General features: G+C 49.8%; 21 protein-coding genes, 8 tRNA genes and 1 pseudogene. 23 read left to right on the top strand and 7 right to left on the bottom strand.

All coding sequences use genetic code 11. The annotated features are described in order from the left end of the window. Positions 1 to 14: 14 nt before the first annotated feature. The 9 genes from tolR (at position 15) to nadA (ending at position 7217) form a co-directional block, all read left to right on the top strand. Positions 15 to 476, top strand: a complete 462-nt coding sequence (gene tolR / locus CX664_RS08705) for a protein TolR (protein ID WP_244910638.1) — start codon at positions 15 to 17, stop codon at positions 474 to 476. Continuing rightward, positions 477 to 1325: a cell envelope integrity protein TolA gene (tolA, locus tag CX664_RS08700; RefSeq protein ID WP_101746354.1), complete on the top strand. Its 849-nt coding sequence runs from the start codon at positions 477 to 479 to the stop codon at positions 1323 to 1325. Then, positions 1322 to 2656, top strand: coding sequence for a Tol-Pal system beta propeller repeat protein TolB (gene tolB / locus CX664_RS08695; RefSeq protein ID WP_101746353.1), 1335 nt, complete (start codon positions 1322 to 1324; stop codon positions 2654 to 2656). The genes tolA and tolB overlap by 4 nt, the downstream gene beginning before the upstream one ends. 232 nt (positions 2657 to 2888) lie before the next feature. After that, entirely contained in the window at positions 2889 to 3449 is a 561-nt protein-coding gene (locus tag CX664_RS08690; RefSeq protein ID WP_101746352.1) for an OmpA family protein, read from the top strand. 112 nt (positions 3450 to 3561) lie between these two features. Then, positions 3562 to 4416 (top strand): tol-pal system protein YbgF, encoded by an 855-nt coding sequence (gene ybgF / locus CX664_RS08685; protein ID WP_101746351.1) that lies wholly within the window; start codon positions 3562 to 3564, stop codon positions 4414 to 4416. Positions 4417 to 4438: 22 nt separating this feature from the next. Next, positions 4439 to 5077, top strand: coding sequence for a 7-carboxy-7-deazaguanine synthase QueE (gene queE / locus CX664_RS08680; protein WP_101746350.1), 639 nt, complete (start codon positions 4439 to 4441; stop codon positions 5075 to 5077). A 20-nt stretch (positions 5078 to 5097) separates the two neighbouring features. Further along, the gene (gene queC / locus CX664_RS08675) at positions 5098 to 5793 is read left to right on the top strand and encodes a 7-cyano-7-deazaguanine synthase QueC (RefSeq protein WP_101746349.1); all 696 of its coding nucleotides are present in this window, start codon (positions 5098 to 5100) and stop codon (positions 5791 to 5793) included. 48 nt (positions 5794 to 5841) lie between these two features. Continuing rightward, a tRNA-Lys gene (locus CX664_RS08670) sits at positions 5842 to 5917 on the top strand. Positions 5918 to 6179: 262 nt separating this feature from the next. After that, a complete protein-coding gene (gene nadA / locus CX664_RS08665) occupies positions 6180 to 7217 on the top strand; it encodes a quinolinate synthase NadA (RefSeq protein ID WP_101746348.1) in 1038 nt (345 codons plus the stop codon). Between the two features lie 63 nt (positions 7218 to 7280). On the opposite strand, the gene CX664_RS08660 is transcribed toward nadA, so the two are convergent. Together CX664_RS08660 and CX664_RS08655 are read right to left on the bottom strand one after the other, a co-directional pair. Continuing rightward, positions 7281 to 8228: an ankyrin repeat domain-containing protein gene (locus CX664_RS08660; RefSeq protein ID WP_180966432.1), complete on the bottom strand. Its 948-nt coding sequence runs from the start codon at positions 8226 to 8228 to the stop codon at positions 7281 to 7283. A gap of 600 nt (positions 8229 to 8828) precedes the next feature. Then, positions 8829 to 10508 carry a hypothetical protein gene (locus tag CX664_RS08655; protein ID WP_101746346.1) on the bottom strand — a complete coding sequence of 560 codons (1680 nt, stop codon included), beginning with the start codon at positions 10506 to 10508 and terminating at the stop codon, positions 8829 to 8831. A gap of 325 nt (positions 10509 to 10833) precedes the next feature. Here CX664_RS08655 and CX664_RS08650 point away from each other — a divergent pair, with 325 nt between their 5' ends. Then, entirely contained in the window at positions 10834 to 12306 is a 1473-nt protein-coding gene (locus tag CX664_RS08650; protein ID WP_101746345.1) for an F-box/WD repeat-containing protein, read from the top strand. A gap of 131 nt (positions 12307 to 12437) precedes the next feature. Here the strand turns inward: CX664_RS08650 and CX664_RS08645 are convergent, their stop codons facing one another. Next, complete coding sequence (locus tag CX664_RS08645) at positions 12438 to 13904, bottom strand: M48 family metalloprotease (protein WP_180966431.1); 1467 nt, start codon at positions 13902 to 13904, stop codon at positions 12438 to 12440. A 230-nt stretch (positions 13905 to 14134) separates the two neighbouring features. Here CX664_RS08645 and CX664_RS08640 point away from each other — a divergent pair, with 230 nt between their 5' ends. After that, the gene (locus tag CX664_RS08640; protein ID WP_101746343.1) at positions 14135 to 14362 is read left to right on the top strand and encodes a sulfurtransferase TusA family protein; all 228 of its coding nucleotides are present in this window, start codon (positions 14135 to 14137) and stop codon (positions 14360 to 14362) included. Between the two features lie 58 nt (positions 14363 to 14420). Continuing rightward, the gene (locus tag CX664_RS08635; RefSeq protein ID WP_101746342.1) at positions 14421 to 15485 is read left to right on the top strand and encodes an AI-2E family transporter; all 1065 of its coding nucleotides are present in this window, start codon (positions 14421 to 14423) and stop codon (positions 15483 to 15485) included. 73 nt (positions 15486 to 15558) lie between these two features. Here CX664_RS08635 and CX664_RS08630 read toward each other — a convergent pair whose 3' ends face one another. Further along, a complete protein-coding gene (locus CX664_RS08630) occupies positions 15559 to 16071 on the bottom strand; it encodes a peroxiredoxin (RefSeq protein ID WP_101746341.1) in 513 nt (170 codons plus the stop codon). 252 nt (positions 16072 to 16323) lie between these two features. On the opposite strand from CX664_RS08630, the gene dapA reads away from it, so the two are divergent. After that, positions 16324 to 17199: a 4-hydroxy-tetrahydrodipicolinate synthase gene (gene dapA / locus CX664_RS08625; RefSeq protein ID WP_101746340.1), complete on the top strand. Its 876-nt coding sequence runs from the start codon at positions 16324 to 16326 to the stop codon at positions 17197 to 17199. After that, a complete protein-coding gene (gene bamC, locus CX664_RS08620) occupies positions 17199 to 18386 on the top strand; it encodes an outer membrane protein assembly factor BamC (protein WP_101746339.1) in 1188 nt (395 codons plus the stop codon). The genes dapA and bamC overlap by 1 nt, the downstream gene beginning before the upstream one ends. Positions 18387 to 18468: 82 nt before the next feature. Here the strand turns inward: bamC and CX664_RS08615 are convergent, their stop codons facing one another. Next, positions 18469 to 19578, bottom strand: a complete 1110-nt coding sequence (locus tag CX664_RS08615) for a phosphoribosylaminoimidazolesuccinocarboxamide synthase (RefSeq protein ID WP_101746338.1) — start codon at positions 19576 to 19578, stop codon at positions 18469 to 18471. Positions 19579 to 20347: 769 nt separating this feature from the next. Between CX664_RS08615 and CX664_RS08610 the strand changes: the two genes are divergently transcribed. Both CX664_RS08610 and CX664_RS08605 read left to right on the top strand, forming a co-directional pair. Beyond that, the gene (locus tag CX664_RS08610; RefSeq protein WP_101746337.1) at positions 20348 to 21211 is read left to right on the top strand and encodes a tetratricopeptide repeat protein; all 864 of its coding nucleotides are present in this window, start codon (positions 20348 to 20350) and stop codon (positions 21209 to 21211) included. A gap of 170 nt (positions 21212 to 21381) precedes the next feature. Further along, positions 21382 to 22299 carry a P-loop NTPase family protein gene (locus CX664_RS08605; RefSeq protein ID WP_101746336.1) on the top strand — a complete coding sequence of 306 codons (918 nt, stop codon included), beginning with the start codon at positions 21382 to 21384 and terminating at the stop codon, positions 22297 to 22299. 120 nt (positions 22300 to 22419) lie between these two features. Here CX664_RS08605 and rdgC read toward each other — a convergent pair whose 3' ends face one another. Then, the gene (gene rdgC / locus CX664_RS08600) at positions 22420 to 23391 is read right to left on the bottom strand and encodes a recombination-associated protein RdgC (RefSeq protein ID WP_101746335.1); all 972 of its coding nucleotides are present in this window, start codon (positions 23389 to 23391) and stop codon (positions 22420 to 22422) included. Between the two features lie 311 nt (positions 23392 to 23702). Here rdgC and CX664_RS08590 point away from each other — a divergent pair. From CX664_RS08590 to CX664_RS08560, 7 genes are all read left to right on the top strand, one after another. Next, positions 23703 to 23778 (top strand) — tRNA-Val (locus CX664_RS08590). A 38-nt stretch (positions 23779 to 23816) separates the two neighbouring features. Further along, positions 23817 to 23893, top strand: a tRNA-Asp gene (locus tag CX664_RS08585). Between the two features lie 120 nt (positions 23894 to 24013). Next, a tRNA-Asp gene (locus tag CX664_RS08580) sits at positions 24014 to 24090 on the top strand. A 44-nt stretch (positions 24091 to 24134) separates the two neighbouring features. Next, a tRNA-Val gene (locus CX664_RS08575) sits at positions 24135 to 24210 on the top strand. Between the two features lie 38 nt (positions 24211 to 24248). After that, positions 24249 to 24325, top strand: a tRNA-Asp gene (locus tag CX664_RS08570). A 44-nt stretch (positions 24326 to 24369) separates the two neighbouring features. Next, a tRNA-Val gene (locus CX664_RS08565) sits at positions 24370 to 24445 on the top strand. 38 nt (positions 24446 to 24483) lie between these two features. Next, positions 24484 to 24560 (top strand) — tRNA-Asp (locus tag CX664_RS08560). Between the two features lie 405 nt (positions 24561 to 24965). Here the strand turns inward: CX664_RS08560 and CX664_RS08555 are convergent. Then, a pseudogene (locus CX664_RS08555) lies at positions 24966 to 25254 on the bottom strand (integrase core domain-containing protein); the annotation flags it as partial.

Raw genomic sequence — 25254 nt, 5'->3', positions numbered from 1 at the left:
GGGATCTTAACGCAATGTCACCGATGATAAGTGGGGCAAAGATAAGAAGTCGTCGTAAACCCATGTCTGAAATAAACATGGTGCCGTTTATCGATATCATGATGGTGCTACTGGTTGCTTTTATGATCACTGCGCCCATGATGACTCAGGGCGTGAAAGTTGAGCTGCCCAAAACCAGTAGCGATAATATTGCTCTGCCAGAAGATAAAGAAGTCCTGGTCATCTCTATCAAGGCGGATGGCAGTTATTATATGGACGTCGGATCTGACCATGACAAAGCCGTGAATCTTTCGTCCCTGACAGAGAAAGTCGGTAAGGTCGTGAGTGCCAGACCCGGTACTCAAGTGTTGATTCAAGGAGACACCAGCGTTGCCTATGGATCAGTAGTTCAATTAATGGCTGGCCTGCAAAGCTCAGGTATCAGTCATGTTGGGCTGGTCACTGATCCGGTGGCGGTTGGCATGGAAGAGCGGTAGATGAAGAGATGGTTTAATATTGCTTTTCCAGCCTTTATGGCAAAGGTGACCGAAGGTTATGGGTTTGCTGTAGCCCTCTCTCTGATTCTTCATCTCATGATGTTTGGTGTGCTTTTAGTCAACTGGAGTGCCGACGCCCATCCAAAAATAGCACCGCCGGTGCCCATCAGCGCAGCATTGGTATCGTTGCCTGAACCGGCGGCAAAGCCGCAAACTGTCAGGAAGCCTGCGCCGAGTCAGGTGGAACAAAAGCGCAAAGAAGAGGCAAAAAGGCGGGCGGAAGCCAAAAAAATAGCAGAGGCAAAGCGCAAAAAAGCGGAACAGCAGCGAAAGGAGCAGGAGCGGCAGAAAGCCCTGGCCTTGAAGCGGGAAGAGGAAAGAAAAAAAGATGAGCTTCGTAAAAAGGAAGAAGCTGCCCGGGAGCGTCAGGAGCTGGAGAGGCGTCAGCGGGAAAAGGAGCAAAAGCGCAAAGAGCAGCAAGCGCTTGAGCAAGCCATGGCAATGGAGCAGCAGGCTTTGGCAGCTGCTCAGCAGCTTGAGCATGACCAGCTGCTGCAAGCACAATATGCCGCGCTGATTAAAAGCCTGACCTCCCGGTATTGGAGCAGGCCGCCCAGTGCACGCAATAACATGGTGGCAGAAATTCGAATCAGTCTTTCTCCCTTTGGGGATGTGCTGGATATTACTATGCTGAAGTCCAGTGGTAATGATGAGTTTGATCGCTCCGTTATTCAGGCTATACGCCGAGCGTCGCCCTTTTCAGAGTTGAAGGATCTTGAGCGGCGAATTTTTGAACAACACTTCCGACGAATTACCTTCCGATTCAGGCCCGAGGATCTGGTTAAATGAGGCACTTATTCAAAACCTGTTTATTATTTTACTGTCTGCTCTGGGGGATGAGTGCTCAGGCAGAGCTTGTCATTGAGGTCACCCAGGGAAATGACCAGGCAGTGTCCATGGCAGTTTCCCCCTTCAGCTGGACAGGGGGGAAAGTGTTGCCGGAAGACCCGGCAGCAATCATTGATAACGATTTGAAACTCAGCGGTCTGTTCAAGGCGCTGCCAAGAACCAGTATGCTCAGCTTCCCGGCCAGTGAGCCGGAAGTTTATTATCGTGACTGGAGGTTGCTTGGGGTCTCTTACCTGGTAACAGGGCAGGTGGCACACAGTGGCACAGGTTACACCGTGAACTATCAGCTTTATGATGTTGTCAGGGGGAAGCGCATTGCCAAGGGTGGATTTACCGGAAACAGTGCCCAGCTTCGGGAGATGGCCCATCGCATCAGCGATGTTGTCTATGAAAAGATCACGGGCCTGAAGGGCGATTTTGCCACCCGGATTCTCTACGTAACCGCCCAGAGGCACGACGCTGAAAGAACCGATTATCAGCTGAATTATGCCGATGCGGATGGTAAACGTAACAGGAAGGTGTTCAGCTCCAGCGAGCCTATTTTATCGCCCAGCTGGTCGCCAGATGGCACCAGGGTTACCTATGTCTCCTTCGAGCAGGGTCGCCCTGCCATTTATATGCAGGAACTGGCAACGGGCATTCGCAAGAAACTGACCGGTTTTAAAGGGCTGAATAACTCGCCGGTATGGGCACCGAACGGTAAATCCATTGCCATGGTGCTTTCCAAAGATGGTAATCCGGACATTTATATTCTTGACCTGGCAACGAATAAAATCAGTAATGTCTCGACTCACTACGCCATAGACACTGAACCGGACTGGATGCCAGATGGCAACAGTCTCGTGTTTACCTCAAACCGGGGTGGGAGTCCTCAGGTCTATCAGCAGGAGGTCAGCCGTAAAAGTAATGGTGAATTTATCACAACAGGCAAGCCCCGTCGTCTAACCTTTGAAGGGCGGTTCAATGCCCGGGCCAAGGTCTTTCCGGATGGTAAGTCACTGGCTCTGGTGCATAAAGGGGAGGGAGCTGCTGACTTTAACATCGCGGTGCTTGACCTGGATACCGATAGACTGCGGCTGCTGACGTCATCCAGCCTGGAAGATTCGCCCAGTATTGCCCCGGGTGGGCGCAGACTGATCTATTCTGTACAGGGTGGCAAGAATGGCGAGCTGGGTATCGTTTCTGCTGATGGGCGGGTGAAACAGCGATTGCCTTCTGCCAAAGGTGATGTCCGTGAGCCTGCATGGGGTCCGGCTATTGAGCTCAGGTAACGTACAGGCAGGGTGACCGTTCTATAGTTCTGTGAAGCAGATCGCAGGCAGTCACTTTTGCCCTGCCGATTTTCCGACTTGCTGCTATGCTCGTTTAAACTGCTTTTTTCCGGTAGCCCTTTCTCTGAGGAAACCTCACAATCCCTTGCTATTCGGGCTAGTCGGGTGACTTCAGTTCTGATAATGTACCGCACAAATCTTGAAATCCCGTAGAGAATGATTGGAGTTAAAAATGCAAATCGCCAATGTTGTTAAAGCGGCTTCCATGGCTGTAGCCGCTCTCTGGCTGGCAGGGTGTGCTTCCAAGAAAGAGCCAACCACAGCAGAAATCCAGCCACCGGTTGTTACTGTTGAAGAAGAGGTGCTGGTTGAAGTTCAGCCAGTTCTGGATCCTGCGGTTCAGGCTGTCATTGACAGTGGCCGAATTGATGAGTCTCCGGAAGAGATTCAGGAGCTTCTGGAGAAGAACACCTATTTCTTCCCATTTGACAGCGCCAGGCTGGATAATGACGCATACAAGGCTCTGGATGTGCATGCTGCCTACCTGACTTCTGATATGGGGTACATGAAAAATATCGTCATTCAGGGTCATACTGATGAACGTGGTACCCGTACTTACAACCTGGCTCTGGGTGAGCGTCGTGGCAAAGCGGTGATGGATTACCTGGCTGCTAAAGGTGTAGCAGCTAACCGTATTGAAGTGATCAGCTTCGGTTTTGAGAAGCCTCTGGATCCTGAGCACAGTGAAAGTGCGTGGGCTTTGAACCGTCGTGCGGTAATTGTTACTGAGTAAGCAATAATACCAGTCATATTCTTGATTTGATGCTCTCTCGGTAAGCTTGCTGGAAAGCAGCCCGGTGAGAAAGGAGAATACGACTGGTATCATTATTTCGTCCGGGGGATAAATGCGTAGAGGAAACACTAACCCAAAGCTGATGGCAATGCTGGCTCTTCCAGGGTTGCTTGCTGGTGCTCTGAATGGCGTGGCAATTGCCGCAGCCCCGGTTGAAGAACCGAGACCTCTGGGGCTTTCAGCTGAATCTCAAACGGTTGTCAGTCAAATCTCAGATGGTCCTGTTACGATATCATCCTCATCGGATAGTGATGCTGATTACAATGGTACGGCTCATCTGCTGAATACGATTGATCAGCTGCGACAGGAAATGATGGAAATGCGCGGGCAGCTGGAAGAGCAGGCCTTTCGCATTGAGCAACTGCAGCAGGAAGGTCGGGACAGGTATCTTGACCTTGATGATCGAATCTCTCGATTGAAAGATCAGTCTGGGACAGTGCCCCCGGCTCCAGTTGCCAACTTAAAGACACCAATGGTGAGCGCACCAGTGGCAGAGGCGGCAGAAAAAAACAATCAACCGGCTTTGCAAGCCGAGGAAGAAACTTACCAGTCAGCATTTGCCCTGATTCGTTCCAAACAGTTTGATAAAGCGAAAAACGCACTCCGGGAGCAGCTGAAAACCTACCCTGAAGGTCGTTACGCAGACAATGCCCATTATTGGCTGGGTGAAGTTGATATGGCTCAAGGGCATTACGATGCCGCCAAAGTCTCCTTCCAGATCATTTTGAATGAGTTTCCAAAAAGTCCAAAAGTTCCGGATGCCAGCTATAAGCTTGGACGAGTGCACGACTTGCTCGGCAATCAGAAAGAGGCAAAGAGACTTCTTGAGCTGGTTATTCAGCAATATCCTGATAGCTCGGCAGCCAGGCTTTCTGATACTTATTTGAGAACCATGGGCGATTCCTGATACCTGATGGCAGTCATCCTCAATGCTGAGAATTACCGAGATATTTTACTCATTGCAGGGAGAGACCAGAACCACCGGGTTGCCTACGGTATTTGTGCGCTTAACCGGCTGTCCCCTCCGTTGTCGCTGGTGTGATACGGAGTATGCCTTTAAGGGGGGAGAGTTATTATCCGCTGAAGAAATCCTGGAGAGAGTATCAGAATATAACCCCGGGTACGTCACCGTGACGGGAGGCGAGCCATTGGCCCAGAAAGCATGCCATGGGTTGCTGAGTCTTCTGGCTGACCAGGGTTATGAGGTTTCTCTTGAAACCAGTGGTGCAATCAGCCTCTCTGAGGTTGACGCCAGGGTGGTCAAGGTAATGGATTTGAAGCCTCCAGCCTCAGGCGAGTCCCATCGTAACCAGTATGAAAATATCGGTTTTCTGAACAGACAAGACCAGTTGAAATTTGTTATTGCCGATCGCGGCGATTATGAATGGTCTGTCTCCAAACTGATCCAATACGACCTGGCGAACAGGGTTTCCGATGTTCTTTTTTCTCCGGTCAGTGGCACCATGTCTGCCCGGGTATTGGCGGGTTGGATCCTTGAAGACAGACTGCCGGTGAGATTTCAATTACAGCTGCACCGGATGATCTGGGGTGATCAGCCGGGTGTCTAGGACATAAAAAGGTATTGCAGATGAACAGAGCAGTAGTCCTATTATCCGGAGGGCTGGATTCGGCCACCGTTCTGGCAATGGCTTTAGAGCAGGGATTCGAATGTTACTCGGTCAGTTTTGATTATGGGCAACGTCACCGTTGTGAACTTGAGGCTTCCCGCAAGGTAGCTGAGGCTCTGGGGGTTAGTGAACACAAGGTGTTAAAGCTGGGGTTGACTGATATAGGCGGTTCAGCGCTGACCGATGATGATATTGCAGTCCCGGATTTCAACGATCCCCTCAAGGAGGCTCAGAGCCAGGTTCCGGTCACTTATGTTCCCGCAAGGAATACGGTTTTTCTTTCTCTTGCTCTTGGCTGGGCAGAAGTACTGGGGGCTCGTGATATTTTTATTGGTGCCAATATCGTTGATTACTCGAATTATCCTGACTGTCGCCCGGAGTACCTGAAAGCATTTGAAGATATGGCGAATCTTGCCACGCGGGCTGGTGTTGAAGGCGATCTTTTTCGGATCAGGGCACCACTGCTGAATTTAACCAAGTCTGAAATAATTTCTGAAGGCTTCAGGCTGGGCCTGGATTATGGTATGACCGTCTCTTGCTACCAGGCCGATGAATACGGCGCTGCCTGCGGTGTTTGTGATAGTTGCTGTTACCGGCGAAAGGGGTTTCTTGAAGCAGGGGTCGATGACCCGACGACTTATCGTATTGCGGTTTAACTCGAATCACTTGTAAAACGAATTCTGGCGCGTATAATTTCGCTGATTGGGTCGTTAGCTCAGTTGGTAGAGCAGTTGGCTTTTAACCAATTGGTCGTAGGTTCGAATCCTACACGACCCACCACTTCCTGCCAAACCCTCTTATTTACCTCTTCACCATAATTATTATTAGTGCTGATGCTGTGTTAGAATATCCGCCACATTTTTTTAGAAAATGGCGGTGCGAAAATAATGCGGAGCTGGACTTCCTGCCATTGTGGGGATAGCGGCAACGTCATATTTTCGGCTCATGGCTGATTGATAGAGGAAGTTGCAGACACTTACCTGCCTTTTATATGAAACAGTTCATCCTGGAAGGGTAAAGTGCTTTGCCGGATGCAAGCTTTATGAATGCAGTGATAGACAGAGAGCTCGTTCAGGGCCATTTGCAGAAGGCTCCATTACCGGTGGATCCGGTTGCGAAGGAAGCCAAAAAAAACAGAATCAAACAGCTCCTGAAAGAGAGGGGAGCGGTTCTGGTTGCCCACTATTATACAGATCCTGTCGTTCAGGAACTGGCTGATGAGACCGGTGGCTTTATTGCCGACTCATTGGAAATGGCTCGCTTTGGTGCCCGGCACGATGCCAAAACGCTGATCGTGGCCGGTGTCCGCTTTATGGGGGAAACCGCCAAAATTCTCAGCCCGGAAAAGCTGGTGCTGATGCCGACCCTGGAAGCAGAGTGTTCCCTAGACCTGGGCTGCCCTGTGGAAGAATTTTCCGCTTTTTGTGATCAACACCCTGACCGGGAAGTTGTCGTCTATGCTAATACGTCTGCTGCCGTAAAAGCACGGGCAGACTGGGTTGTAACCTCCAGCTGTGCACTTGATATCATCGAAGACCTTGATGCCCAGGGTAAAGCCATTATCTGGGGGCCGGATAAATACCTTGGCAGTTATATTCAAAAAAATACCGGTGCCGATATGCTGCTCTGGGACAGTAGCTGTATTGTTCATGAAGAGTTCAAGGCGAAAGGTATTGAAGACCTGAAACGTGTTTATCCTGATGCCGCCGTGCTGGTTCATCCGGAGTCCCCTGACTCAGTGGTTGAGATTGCTGATGTGGTGGGATCGACGAGTCAGTTATTGAAAGCTTCTCAGGACATGCCGAACAGCGCATTCATTGTTGCTACGGACCGTGGGATTTTCTATAAAATGCAGCAGGCTTCACCTGAGAAACGTTTTATAGAGGCTCCCACCGCAGGCAGTGGTGCCACGTGCCGCAGTTGTGCCCATTGCCCATGGATGGCAATGAATACCCTTGATGCTCTGCTGGAGTGTCTGGAAACTCCGGGTGAACTGAATGTCATTGAGGTCAGTGATGAGTTGCGGGATAAGGCACTGAAGCCCTTACAACGCATGTTAGACTTTACAGCGGCCGGTTAACATTAATTATCTTCCCGGTTTCTGAGCAGGTCGTCTGAGAATGGACGGCCTCCCGGGACAGTATTATAAGCTCTTCCCGTTTTTATCCATGTAATTGATCAAAGTGGCTTGTAGCTTATGTTTTGATTTAGCTTCCGCCTGAGGTGGAATCCCTACATAGAGTTCCAGCGGCGTACCTCCTTTAAAGAAGTAGAGAGATTTGTCAAACAGGTGTTGCTTGAGCATATAACAAGTGCTGGGAAATTTTGCCTCTATACGCCAAAAAAATTTGTTAATGTTGGCTTTGCCTTCATATAAATTGCCACCATTGTCGATAAGCTTGAACATTGTCGGCAGGTGGCCCTCTAAGGCTGCAAAATGCATGGGAGTAGCCCTGCCATTCCACCGACCGGTGCTTTGGTTTATCTTGGCACCGTGTTCTATCAGATGGTCAATAATTTCCAGGTTGCCTGACCAGGCAGCCAGATGGAGCAGTCGAATGCCGCCTTCAATGATTGGCTTATTGACATCCTTAACGGCGCTGAGCAGCGTACGAATAACATCGTTATTGCCTTGCTTGAAGGCCTTATAAAAATAGGACCTGGCGATGTCATAATAAAATCTGTTGACATCGGTTCCAGCCGATAATAGTACCCTCATTGTATCGGTATCTTCGATTTCCATGCTTTTCTGTAGCGCTGTCAGGCCATCCGTGTAAAGCGAATCCGGGTCAGCTTTACCCTCTTTGCAAAGAATCTCTACTGATTTCGATTGCCTGTTCTTAACTGCCCAGTGTAGCGCTTCTTGTTTTTGTTTCCTGGCATCGGGAAAAGCAGTACACAGACAGGATAAGATTTTCTCATGATTCGATATGGCTGCCCTTGCAAAAGGATCTAAGGTAGGCCCTTCGCCTTCCCCCGTTGTTGTCAGGCGCATAAACGTCGAAGAAGGCACGGCTTGTGCCAGATGGTTGATGACATTTGCATTATCGTTTGAGCATGCCCGCAGGAATAACGACTGAAAATCCTCCACGCTGATTTCCTGTCCATCAACCAGAGGTAATGTGAATGGTAATTGGGGAAAGGGCAAGGATGATTCAGAGGCATTTTCAGACGTATTGCCATCGTCATTTAAATCGATATCGGTATCAAGGCGGAGCGTGCAGGCCGCCTCCCTGACAAAAGGAGAAAGCTGGACAATTCTCTGGAAGAGGGTCTGGGTAAAAGATTCATGGGGTTGGACGGTGGGGAGATTTCCTGTAGGCGTTGTTTCGCGAACCCGCTTACCGTTGAAATTGACTCGAATGGTCTCCGGGTGTGTTCCAGAGGGGGGCGAATCAGGATTGCTATTTGTCCTGCGGTTAGTTGTCCTGGGGTTAAGTGTAAAGCTGCACTCCAGTGTAAATGTTCTGGTGCCTGATGAGTTAGTAAAGGAGAGCTTGGGCATTATTAGAGTCCTTATTAATTTTTGACCTGGTTATTATCTACTAATTTCTGACCGTTTAGATGGCGGATAGTTCCCGGGGATGACGTGAACCTGATAATTATTTGAGGTCAAACGGCGTTATTTACAGTCCAGGTGCAGGCTTTATTCTGAGAGCAACAGCATCACTCAATTCTCACCCAAAGCCTGCTACCTGCCTTGTGTAATGTTCTTAAATGTCAATTTCTGCAACTGCACCAATATTTCGGTGCCTATCTCGCTAATCTGACGAAAGCAGGGATCTCCACTTTGCAGCTTCTCCCAGGAAAACGGGGTGGCCAGCCGGGTCATACTCAACGGCCAGGCCGGATGAGGGGGTGATGAATGCTTAATGATGCTTTGGTGAAGATAATCCCGGGCTCGCAGACGTCGTAATGCTACTTTCTGAATGATGGGTTTAAGTACGAAATGCAAATGACTACTTAAATTGTTTCTCAGCAATATCAGTTCGCCCATCAGGTGACTCCATGTGTACAGCTGGCAGAATGCCCTGTTGGCGTTTACTAAAAAATCAGAAACAACCTGTTCTGTCGGGGATCGGGGGGCAGGCAGCTGTTGCCATAATTTCTTATAAGATTCCAGCTCCAGGCAAAGGGCTGATGAAGCATATTGCACTTGAAAAGCCAAAGTGGCTTTGTCCAGCTTCTTTTTAAACTTCCCGACGGTTCTGGAATGCTCAGGCAATCCCAGCAGCCTGTTTCTCCCTGAATCAATGATGACGGAGGAAACCTCCCGGGCTGAACTGTTAATCATTTCCCTCAGCTTTCTATTGTTCTCCTGATGGATGATTTCAGCTACCTCCCTGTGGGAGGCAAACAGGGAGCCTGCTTTTTGTCTGTCATGGGGGTGGAGCACAAACACCCGGAGGTAGGGGCAGGATCGATCCATTTTATCAGGCTCATTTAATCTGCTTTCCTGTACGGGGTCCGCAATAAAGTAAATTTGGGTGGCTCTGACATTGCCCTCAGCATCGATTAACTGCACCAGAGGCTTGTCGCGATAGATGTTTCTTAAACAACGAGAGTCGTGCAGTCCATCCCTCTGCAACACCCCCGTTTTCAGATAACTTCTGGTAATATTCTCTGCCTTAATAGGGTTTTTCTGTTCTTTTTGAAAAGTCTCGGTTATCCCGGCCGCGACAAAGCGTGAATTTTTCAGACAAAAAGCGCAGGTTAATCGCTCATCAAGCCCTTTGACCCCCGGGGCTGCGGCCTGAGTTTGCAGCAGGGATTTGTCTGCTGCTTTATCACAGGCATAGCTTCCGGAAAAAAACAGGCCTTCATCAACATAGTGGCTGAGCAACTCGGGGGTGTTTAATAACATACGACATAGTCCAGATTCACCCTTGTGCTCGGTAAAAGTCTGGTATCGATCAGCAGTAGTGTTGGGCAGCGAGCAGCGTCCGGCGTTGCAATGATTTTCATACCAAATCGTCGGGTCCATCCAACAGGAATCATCTTTAATGCGCCGCTCTTTCGGATCAGTAATAGCATCTATTTTGCGGGTTACATCAAGCCAGCTTCGCACGACCCAGATATCTCGCTCCTGGAGCGTCTTGATAACCAGGTTCAAACCCTGCACAAAGCCCTTGTGCTCATCAACAAGATAAAGACGCTTGCCAGGGTTCAGTGGGATGACGGTGTAACCCGGACCATTGCAGGTAAGAAGAAAAAAGCCAACGACATCTGACTCAAGTTTAGCCTCCAGATAATGTCCCGGGGCGGTGCTAAGGGAATTTGGCTTCGTTAGCGGTACTGATTTATGTCTGGGGTCTTTTTCCAGATTGGCACTGGCCGGACAAATATCAAAATCACCATGCTGGTTCATCATTCTGTCGATTTCTGAAGCAGATTTTGGGACGCATCGAACGAGCATATTCGACCTTGACCTCATACTTTATATAAACGTTAGTGACCATTGTGCAGACTGTTTTTTCATTGGATAGTTCCAAACTTTTTGTCGTATAAATTCCGGAGTCTGAAGAAAATATTGTCTAATTAATGGGAAAAACTTGTGCAGCTAAATTCGTGCGCCTTCCTGCGGCAAATATTGCTTTACTATTTATCGGGGCAGAGATCAGACAGAGTTATATAACTTGAATTCATTATTTCAGACTCGGAAATAAACTCCAGATTTGTTAACGGTCAGAGGTTCTATGAACAATAAGATTGAGATTGGTGATAATGCTAACTTTTCCCTTCAAAGCTGCGGTAGAACAATCCCGTGTCACAATCAGGCAGGAGAAAAAACGTCAGAGAGGGTTTCGGTTGTTCCCCCGGAACAGGTGTCGCCTTTATTGGCATTACCAGATGAACTCCTGGTTAAAATTGCTGACAACCTGAGTTTCGTTGATTGGCGAAGCCTGGATTTGACCAGCAGGCGGTTAAATACACTTTTTAACACCGAAGAAAGGCTGCAAATCCTATTCGTTCGATATTATGGATCTCCCTCCGAAGCCTATAGAAAAATAATTGAAAACAGGGGGATACCTGCTGTTCCAAACAATGAAATCAAGAACCCTTTTTTACGACTTGCTTATGGAAGATACGTAAGCAATGAATACCTGGCTTCTCTGGGAAATGATGCCTCGCAAACCTGTATGAAGACTCTGTCTGGGCATACTGGCGAGGTGATGTCAGTCACGCCACAGGCTGATGGGCGGCTGGCTTCTTGCGCTGCTGACGAAACCGTAAGGGTGTGGGATCTGAGCAAGCCCGATGGGTCGCAATGCGTGATGACGCTGAAGGGACATACTGGCATTGTACGCTCAGTCACGGAATTGCCTGATGGGCGGCTGGCTTCCTGCTCTGATGATGAGACCGTAAACGTGTGGGATCTGAGTAAGCCCGACGGGCAGCAATGCGTGGCGACGCTGCGTGGGCATTCCTATCACGTGCGCTCAGTCATACCATTGGCCGATGGGCGGCTGGCTTCCTGCGCTACTGACGGAACCGTCAAGGTGTGGGATCTGAGTAAGCCCGACGGGAAGCAATGCGTGGCGACGCTGCGTGGGCATACCACGGGGGTGAGTTCAGTCACGCAATTGCCTGATGGGCGGCTGGCTTCCTGCGCTGGTGATAAGACCGTAAAGGTGTGGGATCTGAGTAAGCCCGACGGGCAGCAATGCGTGGCGACACTGAATGGGCATAACCAATGGGTGACATCTGTCACGGCATTTGACGATGGGCGGCTGGCTTCCTGCTCTCTTGACAAGACCATAAAGGTATGGGATCTCAGCAAACCTGACGGGCAGCAATGCGTGGCAACGTTGAATGGGCATACCAGCTGGGTGAGATCTGTCACGGTATTGGCCGATGGTCGGCTGGCTTCCTGTGCTGGTAGCTATCTTGATTTTGGCGGCTCTGGTGACAAGAGCATAAAGGTGTGGGATCTGAGCATGCCCGATGGGCAGCAATGTGTGGCGACGCTGAATGGGCATGAAAGCTGGGTGAACTCAGTCACGCAATTGGCCAATGGGCTGCTGGTTTCCTGTTCTGACGACCAGGACGTAAAGGTGTGGGATCTCAAGGCGGGGGCCGTGCGTATCGACGCACAAGGGCATACTGACGGGGTGAGCTCAGTCACGGCAATGGCCGATGGGCAGCTGGATTCCTGCCCCCCCTGCTAAAAGAAGAAAAATCATTGCTTGATAATGAAAAAAATACCAATGCTGTCTGGGCTAAAAGTCGCCGTGCAGCGGTCTGCCTTGGAGCCCCGGCAATTTTTCAGGATCAGGCAGGAGCGTCTTCTGGATATTGATTATGAATTTCTCATTTTCTGGCGATAGTTTTGCATATCCGTCAGCTTTTGCTGAAGTTTTGATTTGAGCGAGAAGTTATCACCTGACATCTTTAATGCATACTGCAGGTGTCTGATAGCATCATCCAGATTGCCATTCAGGAAGAAGTACTCAGCCCTTGACTGATGCAGGCCGACAATATCCTCTGCCAGCCCCTGAACTTCCGCCAGCTCAAACCAGATGTCCGGATCGTCCGGACGGAGGCGGCTGAGTTTCTGCAGCTCATCCCGGGCGCTGGCATAATCCTGTTGTTGCAGCAGAATTTCTGCCCGGGTGGCCATCAGCGGGTAGCTTTGTGGGTTGGTACTCAGTGCCTGGTCGATGCGTTTAAGACCCTGGCTGGCTTTTCCGGAGGCGGCTTGTACCAGAGACTGGGTCATAATCAGATAAGGGTTATCAGGGTATTGTTGCAGCAGAAGATTCATTTGCTGCTCTGCGACCGTGAAGTTTCGGGTTTTCATGCTGGCCAGCACCAATCCATATCGAGTGGGAGCCAGGCTGGCTGTTGATGCGGCGGTTAATCCGGACTCTAATTCCTTGTTCAGCTGTCTGGCCATTTCGTGATGGTTGTTGCTGTTCAGGACGGCGGCACGCACTCGCATGAATTGGTAGTTTTGTGAGCCTTTCGTAGTTTTTAACTGCTGGTCTGACATCTGGTCAGCCCGGGCCCGGGAGTCTGCAATCCGGTTTTCTGTCACCGGGTGTGTCAGCAGGAATTCCGGAGGACGGCTGCCGTAGCGGCTGGCTTTGTTCATTTGTTCAAAGATTTCAGGCATGGCCTGTGGGTCAAAGCCGGCCCTGGCAAGGGTGGTGATGCCGATGTTATCCGCTTCCCGTTCAAACTGGCGACTGAAACGAAGCCGTGCACTTTGCATTCCAGCCACGGTTGAGGTCAGTGCTGCGGCACCGGCATCTCCCCCTGCGGTGGCCATGATCAGTATGGACCCAAGAATGGCGGCGGCATTGGGGATGCTTTTGTTCCGTGCCTCTTCAACATTGCGGGCGTAGTGACGCTGGCTCAAGTGTGCCAGTTCGTGTGCCAGAACGGCGGCAAACTGGGCTTCGGTTTCGGCATTGAGAAACAGGCCGGTGTTAACGCCAACGATGCCGCCCGGGGCGGCAAAAGCATTCAGGACCGGGCTGTCAATCACCAGCGGGACCAGCCGGTGATCTTGTAGTTGGCTGGCAGCGGCCAGTCGAAAGATAAGGTTTTCCAGGTAGTCTTTCAGTTGCGGGTCAGAAACCATGGGGGTCTGATTGCGCAGGGCTTTTAACCATGACCGTCCGAGCTCATGCTCTTCCTGTTGGGAAATAATACCCGAAGTGCTATCACCCAGGCTCGGCAGGTTGAGGTTGCTGCTCATGGTGGCGCTGGAGTAGGTCGACAGTACCGAGGTCAGTGCTGTGGCTAAGATAAGTACTGACAAAAAGCCCGCTCGTTTCATAGAATATCCATACCCGTGTTTTCTACAGTACACTTTATCACGAATCTGTTTATGGTTGAGCAATATCATAATAGGGTTGTTCATAGACGGGATATTTCCGCTTTTAACCATTTGCGCGCTAAAGTGCTTAAACAGTTTTGTCGTTTACACTGTCGTTGATATTAACGTTGGGTATTTATACTGTTGCAGCCTGTAAAGAATGAGTCGTTATTATGGATGTTGATCAGGAGCTTGATCTTAAAGGTATGAACTGTCCACTGCCACTGCTGAAAGCCAAACAGGCACTCAGTCGAATGCAGTCAGGTCAGGTTATCAGAGTGTATGCGACAGATCCCGGCTCGGTCAGGGATTTTGCCAGCTTTGCTAATATCAGCGGGCATATCCTGCTGGCCAGTGAAGAAGAGCACGGCGTTTATATCCATACATTGCAGCATAAGTAGTAAGGGATTTGCGTTGAATAATGAATCTTGAGTCGTTGAATAACTAACGGAGCATTTGATGCTGAATGTCATTAAGGGATGGTTGCACAGCTATCTCTCGGATCAGGAAGCGATTGTGCTTCTGATCCTGTTGCTGGTTGGCTTTGTTGTTGTGCTGACCATGGGGAAAATGCTGGCACCGGCATTGGCTGCTTTGATTTTTGCGTTTCTGATGCAAGGCCTGGTGAACTGGCTTGAGCGACAGCGAATGCCTCATCTTCTGGCCGTTAACCTGGTTTTTACCGGATTTGTTGCTGCGTTGTTGCTGGTGATTTTTGTGGTGGTGCCGCTGGTGTGGGAACAGGTGACACACCTGTTAAATGCCATGCCAGGCATGGTTCGTCAGGGGCAGGCGTTGCTGGTGAGTTTGCCAGATCTATACCCCGGCTTTGTTTCTGAGCACCAGGTTAGCCTGCTGGTCACAACCATTAATAAGCACCTGGCCGATTTTGGGCAGTGGGCATTGTCTTTTTCGCTGTCTAAGCTCCCCGGTATCGTTGCTCTTCTGGTCTACCTGATTCTGGTGCCTATCCTGGTTTTCTTTTTTCTCAAGGATAAAGAGGTTTTGCTGGGCTGGATGGCCGGCATTCTTCCTCGCCGTCGCAGGCTGATTGACCAGGTTGCTGATGAGATGAATGACCAGATTGCCAACTATATCCGGGGGAAGGCGATAGAAATTGTTATTGTCGGGGGTGTCAGTTATGTGCTGTTTGCCCTGTTAGGGTTAAGCTATTCTGCGCTTCTGGCGGTGATGGTCGGTTTCTCGGTTGTTGTGCCCTATATCGGGGCGACCGTGGTGACGATTCCCGTTGCCATTATTGGTTTTTTCCAATGGGGATTGGATGATCAGTTTGTGATTCTGATGGTGTGCTATGGGATCATTCAGGCGCTGGATGGTAATGTGCTGGTGCCGCTGCTGTTCTCTGAAGCGGTGAACCTTCATCCTGTTGCCATTATCATTGCCGTTCTGGTGTTTGGCGGTTTGTGGGGGTTCTGGGGGATCTTTTTTGCCATTCCCCTGGCAACCTTGTTAAAGGCGGTAATGAATGCCTGGCCGACAGTGGCGGATGTGGAGTTAAGTTAAAGACAACTACTGAAAAAGTGGGCAATGCCCGCTTTTTCAGTTCGCAAGAGAGCGTTTATTACTCCGCTTTTTATTACTCTTCTTCGTTGCTGTTGTCACTGCTATCGGTCTGCGCCTGAGTATCTACCATTTGTGCGGCCTGCAGAACATCTTCAACATGCCCTTTAATGCGAACCTTGCGCCACTCGTGTTGCAGTACACCATTGCTGTCGATCAGGAAGGTGCTTCGCTCGATCCCCAAATACTCCTTGCCATACATCTGCTTTAACTTGATGACGTCAAACAGTTTGCAGAGCGTTTCATCTAAATCAGAGATCAGCTCAAAAGGGAACTCGTGTTTGGCCCGGAAGTTTTCATGAGCCTTGATGCCATCTTTGGATACGCCAAAGACCAGCGTGTCTGACTCTTGAAATTGGCTGTAATGATCTCTGAAGGCCTGTCCTTCACTGGTACAGCCTGGGGTATTGTCTTTTGGGTAGAAAAACAGGACGACTTTACGGCCTTTGAGTTCAGAGAGTTTGACCGTCGTGTCACTGGTCGCTTGGGCGGTAAAGTCAGGAACGGGTTGGCCCAGAGTTACGCTCATGTTTTATCCTTAGTCGCTCTCATTAGTCATTATTAATTTCAGGGGAGTTAGTTTAAACCATCACTGAAAAAAAGGCAGGTCTTAAAAGGTATTCAAATATTTTAAGCTTTTTCTCTTCTTTTTTTCTCAACTTTTTTTGACTTCAGTTTTTCAACAAAGTTCAACAAAGCCGGGCCGGGATGGATTTCGGCCTTGTGAATGTAAAAGGGCGTTAGTAACATTACGCAAGATTCTGCCTTTAGGAGTGAACTGATGATTACCGGGAGCCTGGTGGCTATTGTTACCCCCATGTATGGCAATGGTGAGCTGGACTGGGAGAGTATGCATGCCCTTGTAGAGCATCATATTGACCAGGGGACGGATGGGATCGTGGTGGTGGGTACCACGGGTGAGTCAGCCACTCTGACGGTGCAGGAACATTGTGAAGCCATAAAACGCGTGGTGGACCAGGTGAATGGCCGGATTCCCGTGATTGCCGGTACCGGGGCCAACTCAACCGCAGAGGCCGTCCACCTGACGGCGGAAGCCAAGGCATTGGGCGTGGATGCCTGTTTGCTGGTGACCCCCTATTACAACAAGCCGACTCAGGAAGGGCTTTACCTTCATTACCAAACGGTGGCTGAATCGGTGGCGATTCCCCAGATCCTCTATAATGTTCCCGGCCGAACGGCGGTGGATCTGCTGCCGGAAACCATTGGCCGCCTGAGTCAGCTGGACAATATTGTCGGCGTTAAGGAAGCCACGGGCATTGTTGAGCGTGGCCAACAGATTCGGGCGTTGTGTGGTGAAGACTTTGCCATTTACTCCGGTGATGATGCTACCGGTATGGAGCTGATGCTCCAGGGGGCAAATGGCGTTATCTCTGTGGTCAATAATGTTGCACCAAAGATTATGCATGAATTGTGTGTTGCTGCCACGGCGGGCGATCGCAATACAGCTCAAGCGCTCAATGCCCGGATTGAAGCATTGAGCAGTCAGCTCTTTCTGGAAGCCAATCCGATTCCAGTAAAATGGGCATTAAAGGAGATGGGGATGATCAAGGACGGTATTCGTTTACCATTGACACCCCTTTCGGAGTGTTATCACTCCGATGTTAGAAGTGCACTGCAAAAGGCGGGGTTGATTTGATGGTTCCAGGTCAAAGGATCAGTGAGTTGCCAAGGCATGCCCGGTTGGGCCTGTCTGTTGTGATCAGCGCATTGGTGCTGACAGGTTGTGCCAACCCTTTTGGCCAGCAGGGGTATCTGCGGGATCGTGCCGGAGACTACATCGAGGCGCAGACCGCTGAGCCCATCACCTTGCCGGCGGGAACTCAGGCCAGGGAACTGGGGGATATTCTGGTGATTCCAGAGGCTGGCCTGACTGACCAGAAACTGCCACGGGAGTTCGAAGTTCCAAGGCCTTCCCAGCGATTGATGTTAAAAGAAGGTGATCATTACAGCCTTGAACGCAATGGCAGTCAGGAATGGTTGTCCGTTGATCGTGGGCCGGGTGAAGTGTTGCCCGGTGTGCTGGGTTATATTGAATGGCTGATGGAAGAGCTGGGTGTTGGCATTGCCAGCACAGAGTTTGACAAAGGCGTTGTTGAAACCCAGTGGCATGACTTTGGCAAGGATAAAGATCACGGTGTGATGTACCGGACATTCGGTAAATTATTTGGAGCTGATGATCTTGAGCCGATGGAAGAACGCTTTCGCTTTGAGGTTCGCAATGGCCTGAAAGGCGGAACCACCGAGGTTTATGTCTATCATCAGGGTCGGCCATTGGCTAAAAAAGGGAAACCGGCTGCGACTCCTGAGAACTGGGATAACTTGGGAGAGACAAGCAAGCGGAAGGCAAACGATGTGCTGGCAGAGATGCTGGTTTACCTGGCACGGGATGATGTTCAGTCATCGGTTTCTCTCCAGGCTCAGGGGCTTGATATTGCTTCAGTCACGGAAGCGGGCCGCGATGGTAATGGTAACCCGGTGCTGACGGTACGTGGCCTGTCCTATGCCCGTGTCTGGGACGCTGTTGCCAATGCTATGGATAACGCTGGACTGAAGGTTGTTGATCGTAACCGTTCCGCCGGTCTCTTCTATCTTGCTGACAGTGTGCCACAACTGGAACAGGAGCAAGAGAAAAAGAGCTTCTGGTCAGGTTGGTTCAGTGATGAGCAAGACACCGATGTGTCTGATGAGCAGAAAACGCTGACGGTCAGGGTGAGTAATTACTCTGAGGCGGTTCAGCTTTCGGTAGAAAAGGATGTGAATACCTCAGCACCTGCAGATGTCAGTCAGAGACTGCTCAAGGTGATTCAGGACAATCTTCAATAAATAATGATCTTCAATAAATAAAGCAGGCGTAAGCCTGCTTTATTGCATCTATCCCTGAACGACAGTTGTTCCTTTTGATGGTTTATCTGGAATCGATCAAACCATACTCCTTATCCAGAATTTCAATAATCTCAGCCTTGGGGTTGTCAGAGAGTTCGAGAGACTTACCGGTAATCTTTTCAGCAATCGCTGTGTAAGTTCTGGAAAGGTCCATCAATGCGCTTTCCGGCAGTGCATGATCTCTGGCAAGGGCTTCCCGCTCTGGCATTCGCTCTTTATTCAGCAGGATATCAGGCTCAGGGAAGTGATTCAGCAGAAACTGCCGGAAGCTCTCTTTTGAATTTTCAATCACCTCGCCCTGACGATAGGCTTCACCGTCCCAAATCCTGGAGGAGTCCGGCGTGCCAACCTCATCCATATAAATCAGCTTTTCCTGTCCACGAGCATCGGTGACGTAACCAAACTCAAATTTGGTATCAACAAACATCTGGTCCAGGGCGGTCAGGGACTGGCTGATAACCGTGAAGCCTTCCTGAAGCAGGGTTTCGTAGCGGTCAATATCATCAGGATGGCGAAAATTGAAAGCCCTGTAATTATCTTCCAGGTCTTTGCGGGTAATATTGACGTCATCCGCCTCAGGGACTCCGGGAATGCCTGTTAACACCCCCTTGGTTGATGGAGTGATCAGTAGCCCCGGCAGTGGTTGATCTTTCTCCAGCCCTTCCGGAAGTCGTATACCGCAGAACTCGCGCTCCCCTTTGCTGTAGGCCCGCCACATTGAGCCGGTAATATACTGACGACCGATGGCTTCAATCATTACCGGTTGCGCTTTCTGGACAATCCAGACCAGTGGATGAGGGATCGCCAGGATATGGCTGTCCGCCAGGCCATGTTGTTTGAAGAGATTGAACCAGTGGTTAGAGATCGCATTCAGCGCAGCGCCTTTGCCGGGGACACCGTTCAGCCCCCCCTCACCATGCCAGATACAGTCAAAGGCACTGATTCGATCAGAAATAACCATAACGGCCAGTGGTGCATCGGCAGCGACATCATAGCCTTGTTCGTTGATCAACCGTCGGCTGTCCGCTTCGGTAAGCCAGTAGACGGAGCGTATCTTGCCGGAGTGAATAGGAAGGTCGGTGCGAATCGGGAGATCGTTGTTAACGGCCAGGACCTTATCAGCAAGACTCATTGCAGCTACCTGTTCTGTATTTTGTTTTGTAATGTCGATTTATCACCCATGATGGTGATACAGCTCTACCCGGCGCAAGGGGGGAGGTACGGTTCGAAATCATAGCAAATAACCCATGTTCTCTGTACAGGAAAAAGCAGCAAAACAACTCTGCAGATCGGGAACCTGCCCAGCTTGGATCGGGTTCATTAATAACTGTTTGTTATTTAGACATCGTCCCGGAGTTTTCGGCGGAGGGCTCATGGCTCTTGTTAGAGGGGGCTGGCAAAATTTTTTATGCACAAATGTCAAGCGATTGACGTGTATTTTTTTTCGCTGCCATAAGTGACTGATTTTGTAAGTACTTATTCTAAGTGCATGAAAAATAAAGAAAAAAATAGATCAAAAAATAGCCAGTTTAATAAAGGGGTAGTAAACATCGGTCTTTGTGACGGGTTGTGAGTGATCATCCACAAACTTATCCACAGATTCTGTGGGTAAAGTAATGATCGCGATGTCGGCTTGAAGTCTGGAAATACAAAGTACTGTTAATTCCAAGATATTCTTAAAGAAAAAGTTTGTGCTGCCGGGTCTATTCTCCGCTGGCTTGCGGCGAAGTGTTTAATCACATTGCTTCAGACGGAACCGGGTGCAAAAAAAACAGCGAGTTAAAAATGCTGACAAAGGCCTTATCGTCAGTTGAAAGTATCATTATTATTGCCTCATCGTTTAGTGGTCATTGCTGCTGCAAAGGCCCTGATCCCAGCAGAATTTCAAGGTGGCAAATGTGATGAATGAGCAAAGCTTCGTGGTGGATGTAACAGAAGCGAATATTCAGGAAGTGCTCCAGCAATCCGCAGATCAGCCCGTGCTTCTATATATAGGTATGCAGAGTGATCCGGCCTGTTCAGCGCAACTGGGTGTTCTGGAAGCGTTGGCAGCTGCTTACCAGGGGAAGCTGATACTGGCGAAAGTGGCCGCAGAAACCGAGCAGATGCTGGCGCAGCAGCTGGTGAGTCAATTGCAGGTAAGAGCATTACCCGGACAGGTGGTTTTGCACCAGGGAAGACCGGTTAAGGTGTTCAGTGGGCCCCAGTCAGAAGAGCAGCTGCGTGAAGTGCTGGATCCATTGACCATGAGTCCGGCAGAAATGATTCGCCAGCAGGTCGAAGCGCTGATGGCTGAAGGCGAAGCTGGCCAGGCACTGGAGTTGCTCCAGAACATTTTGCAGGATGAGCCTGATAACCATGCCCTGCAAGTGTTGCAGGTAAACCTGCTGCTGGAGCTGGGACGTATCGACGAAGCCCGGCAGTTGATGGCTGTGCTCCCCACAGACGCAGAAGGCATTGCCCAACCGAAAGCCAAACTGGCCTTCTACGAAATGGTTGCGGATGCCCCTGCCCGAAATGAATTGGCAGCCCGGCTGGCGGACAATGACAATGATCATGAGGCTCGCTACCAGCTGGCGATCCGGTTGGTGATTGCTGACCAGAATGAAGAAGCGCTGGAGAATTTGCTGACGATTGTTCGTCGGGACCGTGAATTCCGTGAAGACGGTGCCAGGCTGCTGATGTTGCAGGTGTTTGATCAGCTGGGGCAGGGTAATCCAATCGCCAAGCGTTATCGCGGCAAGCTGTTTGGTTTACTGCACTGATTTTGTCTCACCAAATCTTGATCCTCCACTCGCATTCCCGGACTCAGTCTCCTGGAATGCTCGTGCTATCTTTTCTGAACTTTATATTGATCCTGTGGTCAAAAAAGTAAGAGGAGCCATTCTTTCACCCGGATTGGTGTCGAGATAGCAGCTGAATCAGGAGGTTAATAATGAATTGTTTGTACGATGGAGCAGCTGCAATCGGCAGTGCTGTCGCTTACGTCCTGAAACAACCTTTGCGCCTGATCAGCTATTTTTGCGGCCGAGTTGTAGCGGGATTATCAGCAGTCAAAAAAAAACTGTTCGGCACCGTCGGGGAAAGTCAGCCATCCGCCACTGACCTGAACCAACGGTCGGTTTCAATACCGATGGCTGGCCAGTCTCCTTTGACGGGCGAGTCATCGGTAATGGTCGAGAATACTGACTGCTCAAAACCTGCTGCCGGTCACGATGCTAATCTGAAGCCTGATCCCGGGTCACCGGTTAATTTCCCCCAGTGCATCAACATAGGGTTTCTGGGTGCCAGCGGCGGAGGGAAATCGGCTTTGATTAATCTTCTGCGTGAAGTGGATGTTAATGCGACCGACGCAGCCCGGGAAACCGTTGTTTGTTCACAACAACGGGATACCCAGCGCTACAAGCTAAATAAGGCACCTGTTTATTTGTGTGAACTACCAGAGATCAAGGCAGATTATAACCCGAAGGCAATGGCCAATCGTTCAGGCCTCCTCGCCTACGATGCGGTGATTGTTCCTCATTGTTTTAACAAAGCACCTTATGATGCTATTGCTAATATGATAAGCCAGGTGAAAGAAGCGGGTATCCCACTCTATTTCGTTTACACCAAAATGGATAACGCTATTGCGAGTATTCGCAGTGAAGAAAGAAAGTCGAGTCCCTCTTTTTATCAGGATCTTGCCACCGGAGTTAAGGCGCAGATAAAGCGTGATTTCCAACGCTCCATCGGATCAGAGCTCAGCGATGACAATATTTTTATCAGCGGCTTCCCTTCCGACAGCAGAGAATTTGATGTGCCACAACTAAAACAGCTTCTCGGTAGCGTCCAGAAGAGAGCAGGGAATGGTTGAGGGGTGGCGCACGTGGCAGCGTTAGCTGTCGTCAAAACCAGAAGGCAATTCACAGGCAAAAAAACATCAAGCGCACAGAGGGAAACTCTCTAACCGTCGTGCGCTTTTCAGGTCAACCGCTTAAACAGTCTCTTTTTCCGGGATTTCCACCGAGAAGCTGGCTACCTCCTGTCTTTCCAGTGCTTCTTCGCTTATTCCGCCAAGGTTTTCCACCAGTTCATCCAGCATTTGTTGCAGCGTCAGCGTCATGATAGCGAAGTCTGCGTCAAACTGTTCGGCCGCTGTTTCAGCGTTGACTTCATCTAGCTGTTCCTGAACGGAGTCGGTGAACTTCAGTTTACGAATGACCAGGTCATCACCAAGTACAAAGCTCAGGGCATCATTCCAAATCAGCGCCATTTTGCTGACCTGTTTTCCTGCCTGAAGGTGAACCTCAACCTCTTCACCAATCAATTCCTGTTTACTGACTTTTACCTGTCCCCCTTCATCACCGGGCTCACGCAGCTCACACTCATCACCGAGCACCAGCTTGTCAGGCATGGGGATCTCCTGAGCCAGCCAGCGTGTCATGGCATGGGATGGCATGTTTTTCAGTGGCGGGTTAATAATCGGCAGACTGCCAAGGCATTCACGCATGCAGGAAGTCAGCTCTTCAGCTTTCTTGAATGAAGAGGCATCCACCACCAGCCAGCCTTTTGCCGGATCAATATACGCAAAGGTGTTCTGGCTGCGGCTGAATGCTTTGGGCAGCAGTTCCATCAGTACATCGTCTTTTAATGCTTTCTTCTCTTTGCTGAAAACCTGGCGGTCCTGTTCTTGTTCAATCTGTTCAACTTTTTCTTCCAGTGCTTCATTGATCACGCTGGCGGGAAGAATTTTCTCTTCCTTGCGGGCGGTGATCATAACGAACCCATTGCCGGCATGGGTCAGCAGTTCACCCTGTTTGCCTAACGGGGGAACCCAGCCATAGGTGCTCATATCCTGACTGCCACAGCTGCGAAAGCGTTTCTGGCGAAGTTGCTCTTCAAGATCGTCAACGGACGTTTTGAATGGCTGGGTAAACCGGTAAAAGATAAGATTTTTAAACCACATGATCGTTTCAGAATCCTGATTGGTCGGAAGTTTGGCCGCTTTCCATATTGTCCCATCCCTGTTGTCCCATATGGTCGGGCTGCACTTCCGGGTATGGGCTCAAGGCTGTGATGGAAAGCACATGTTAACAAAACCTGATCGTAAATTAGTTATTGATGTTGATAAAGAAACAGAGGGTATAAAAAAATTTTTTAATAACTGTTGCGTATCAACAGGTTAGCTGCTTATAATTCGCCGCGTTGTTGAGAGAGGCTCTCGGGAAGCTTGAGAGAACAAAGCAAAGTTCTCAACAATCTCTTTGATAAGATTCAGGGTGATTAGCTCAGCTGGGAGAGCATCTGCCTTACAAGCAGAGGGTCGGCGGTTCGATCCCGTCATCACCCACCAGCTAGAAACTAGTATCAAGATACTGGAAACTAGACAGCGGACCGGTAGTTCAGTCGGTTAGAATGCCGGCCTGTCACGCCGGAGGTCGCGGGTTCGAGTCCCGTCCGGTCCGCCATTTCTATTGTGTTGTTGGTGTTAACAAGTCCTGAGTGGGGCTTGATATCGGGGAGAGTTCTGGTAAAGTCTCCTTCCCTCAGTACTGATGACAGTGCTGGGATGATTGAAAAGTTTCAGCGGACCGGTAGTTCAGTCGGTTAGAATGCCGGCCTGTCACGCCGGAGGTCGCGGGTTCGAGTCCCGTCCGGTCCGCCACTTTATACCTGCTTTGAGAAGCGGGTAAACAGAGTAAACAATTTGGGTGATTAGCTCAGCTGGGAGAGCATCTGCCTTACAAGCAGAGGGTCGGCGGTTCGATCCCGTCATCACCCACCAGCTAGAAACTAGTATCTTGAAACTAGAGACTAGATAGCGGACCGGTAGTTCAGTCGGTTAGAATGCCGGCCTGTCACGCCGGAGGTCGCGGGTTCGAGTCCCGTCCGGTCCGCCATTTTATGCCTGCGTTGAGAAGCAGGTAAACAGAGTAAACAATTTGGGTGATTAGCTCAGCTGGGAGAGCATCTGCCTTACAAGCAGAGGGTCGGCGGTTCGATCCCGTCATCACCCACCAACTAGAAACTAGTATCTTGAAACTAGAGACTAGATAGCGGACCGGTAGTTCAGTCGGTTAGAATGCCGGCCTGTCACGCCGGAGGTCGCGGGTTCGAGTCCCGTCCGGTCCGCCATATATTAAAACCCTTGCAGCTTCTGTTGTGAGGGTTTTGTCGTTTATAAACCCTTATAACAAAGGGTTAAACGCATTTCTCTGGAGGATTCACCCTCCCCACAAACAAGCTATTTTCCACCATTTTTTGCCGTTTTCTCTCTTCTCTCTGAAAAAGTGGAGGACTTTGTCCTTCGAGTCCTCCAGCGTTTTTTCTTATTAAAATCAGTTTGTTAAGTTGTAGGTCATGCTGGAGGTTTTAGGACGTAGGTCTGGTAGGGGCTCGGAACCAGATTCGAAACATCTCATTATAGATTCCGATGTATTAGGGGGGGGAGTCTATTACTATGTATTCTGCAATTGAACTGAAGGACTTTTACAGTAGAGAGTCTATAGCGGTGTTTGTCAACATAGTTGTCGCCTCAACTTAAGCGGCTTTGCTTAGTTGATCATCAGCAGGCCTGTCGGGATTCAACCAGACTTCATCAGCCAGATCCCAGTTCCTTGTTGACCTCTTTCCCCAGCGCTCTGGGTGGCGTTCTTTGGCTTGTTCATAAACCTTTCTGCGGTTAGCCATAAGCATCTCGGTTTCACCACGATGCCTTTGCCCGGGTGTCAGAAATTTCAGTCCACTGTGCTTGTGCTCTTCGTTGTACCATTGGGCAAAACCATGCACCCAGCTACGTGCTGCTTCAAGATCAGCAAATGGCGTGCGC

The sequence above is a fragment of the Endozoicomonas acroporae genome, from assembly GCF_002864045.1.
GTDB lineage: Bacteria > Pseudomonadota > Gammaproteobacteria > Pseudomonadales > Endozoicomonadaceae > Endozoicomonas > Endozoicomonas acroporae.
Note: the sequence above shows the minus strand (reverse complement) of the source record. Positions and strands in the feature narration are given on the sequence as shown.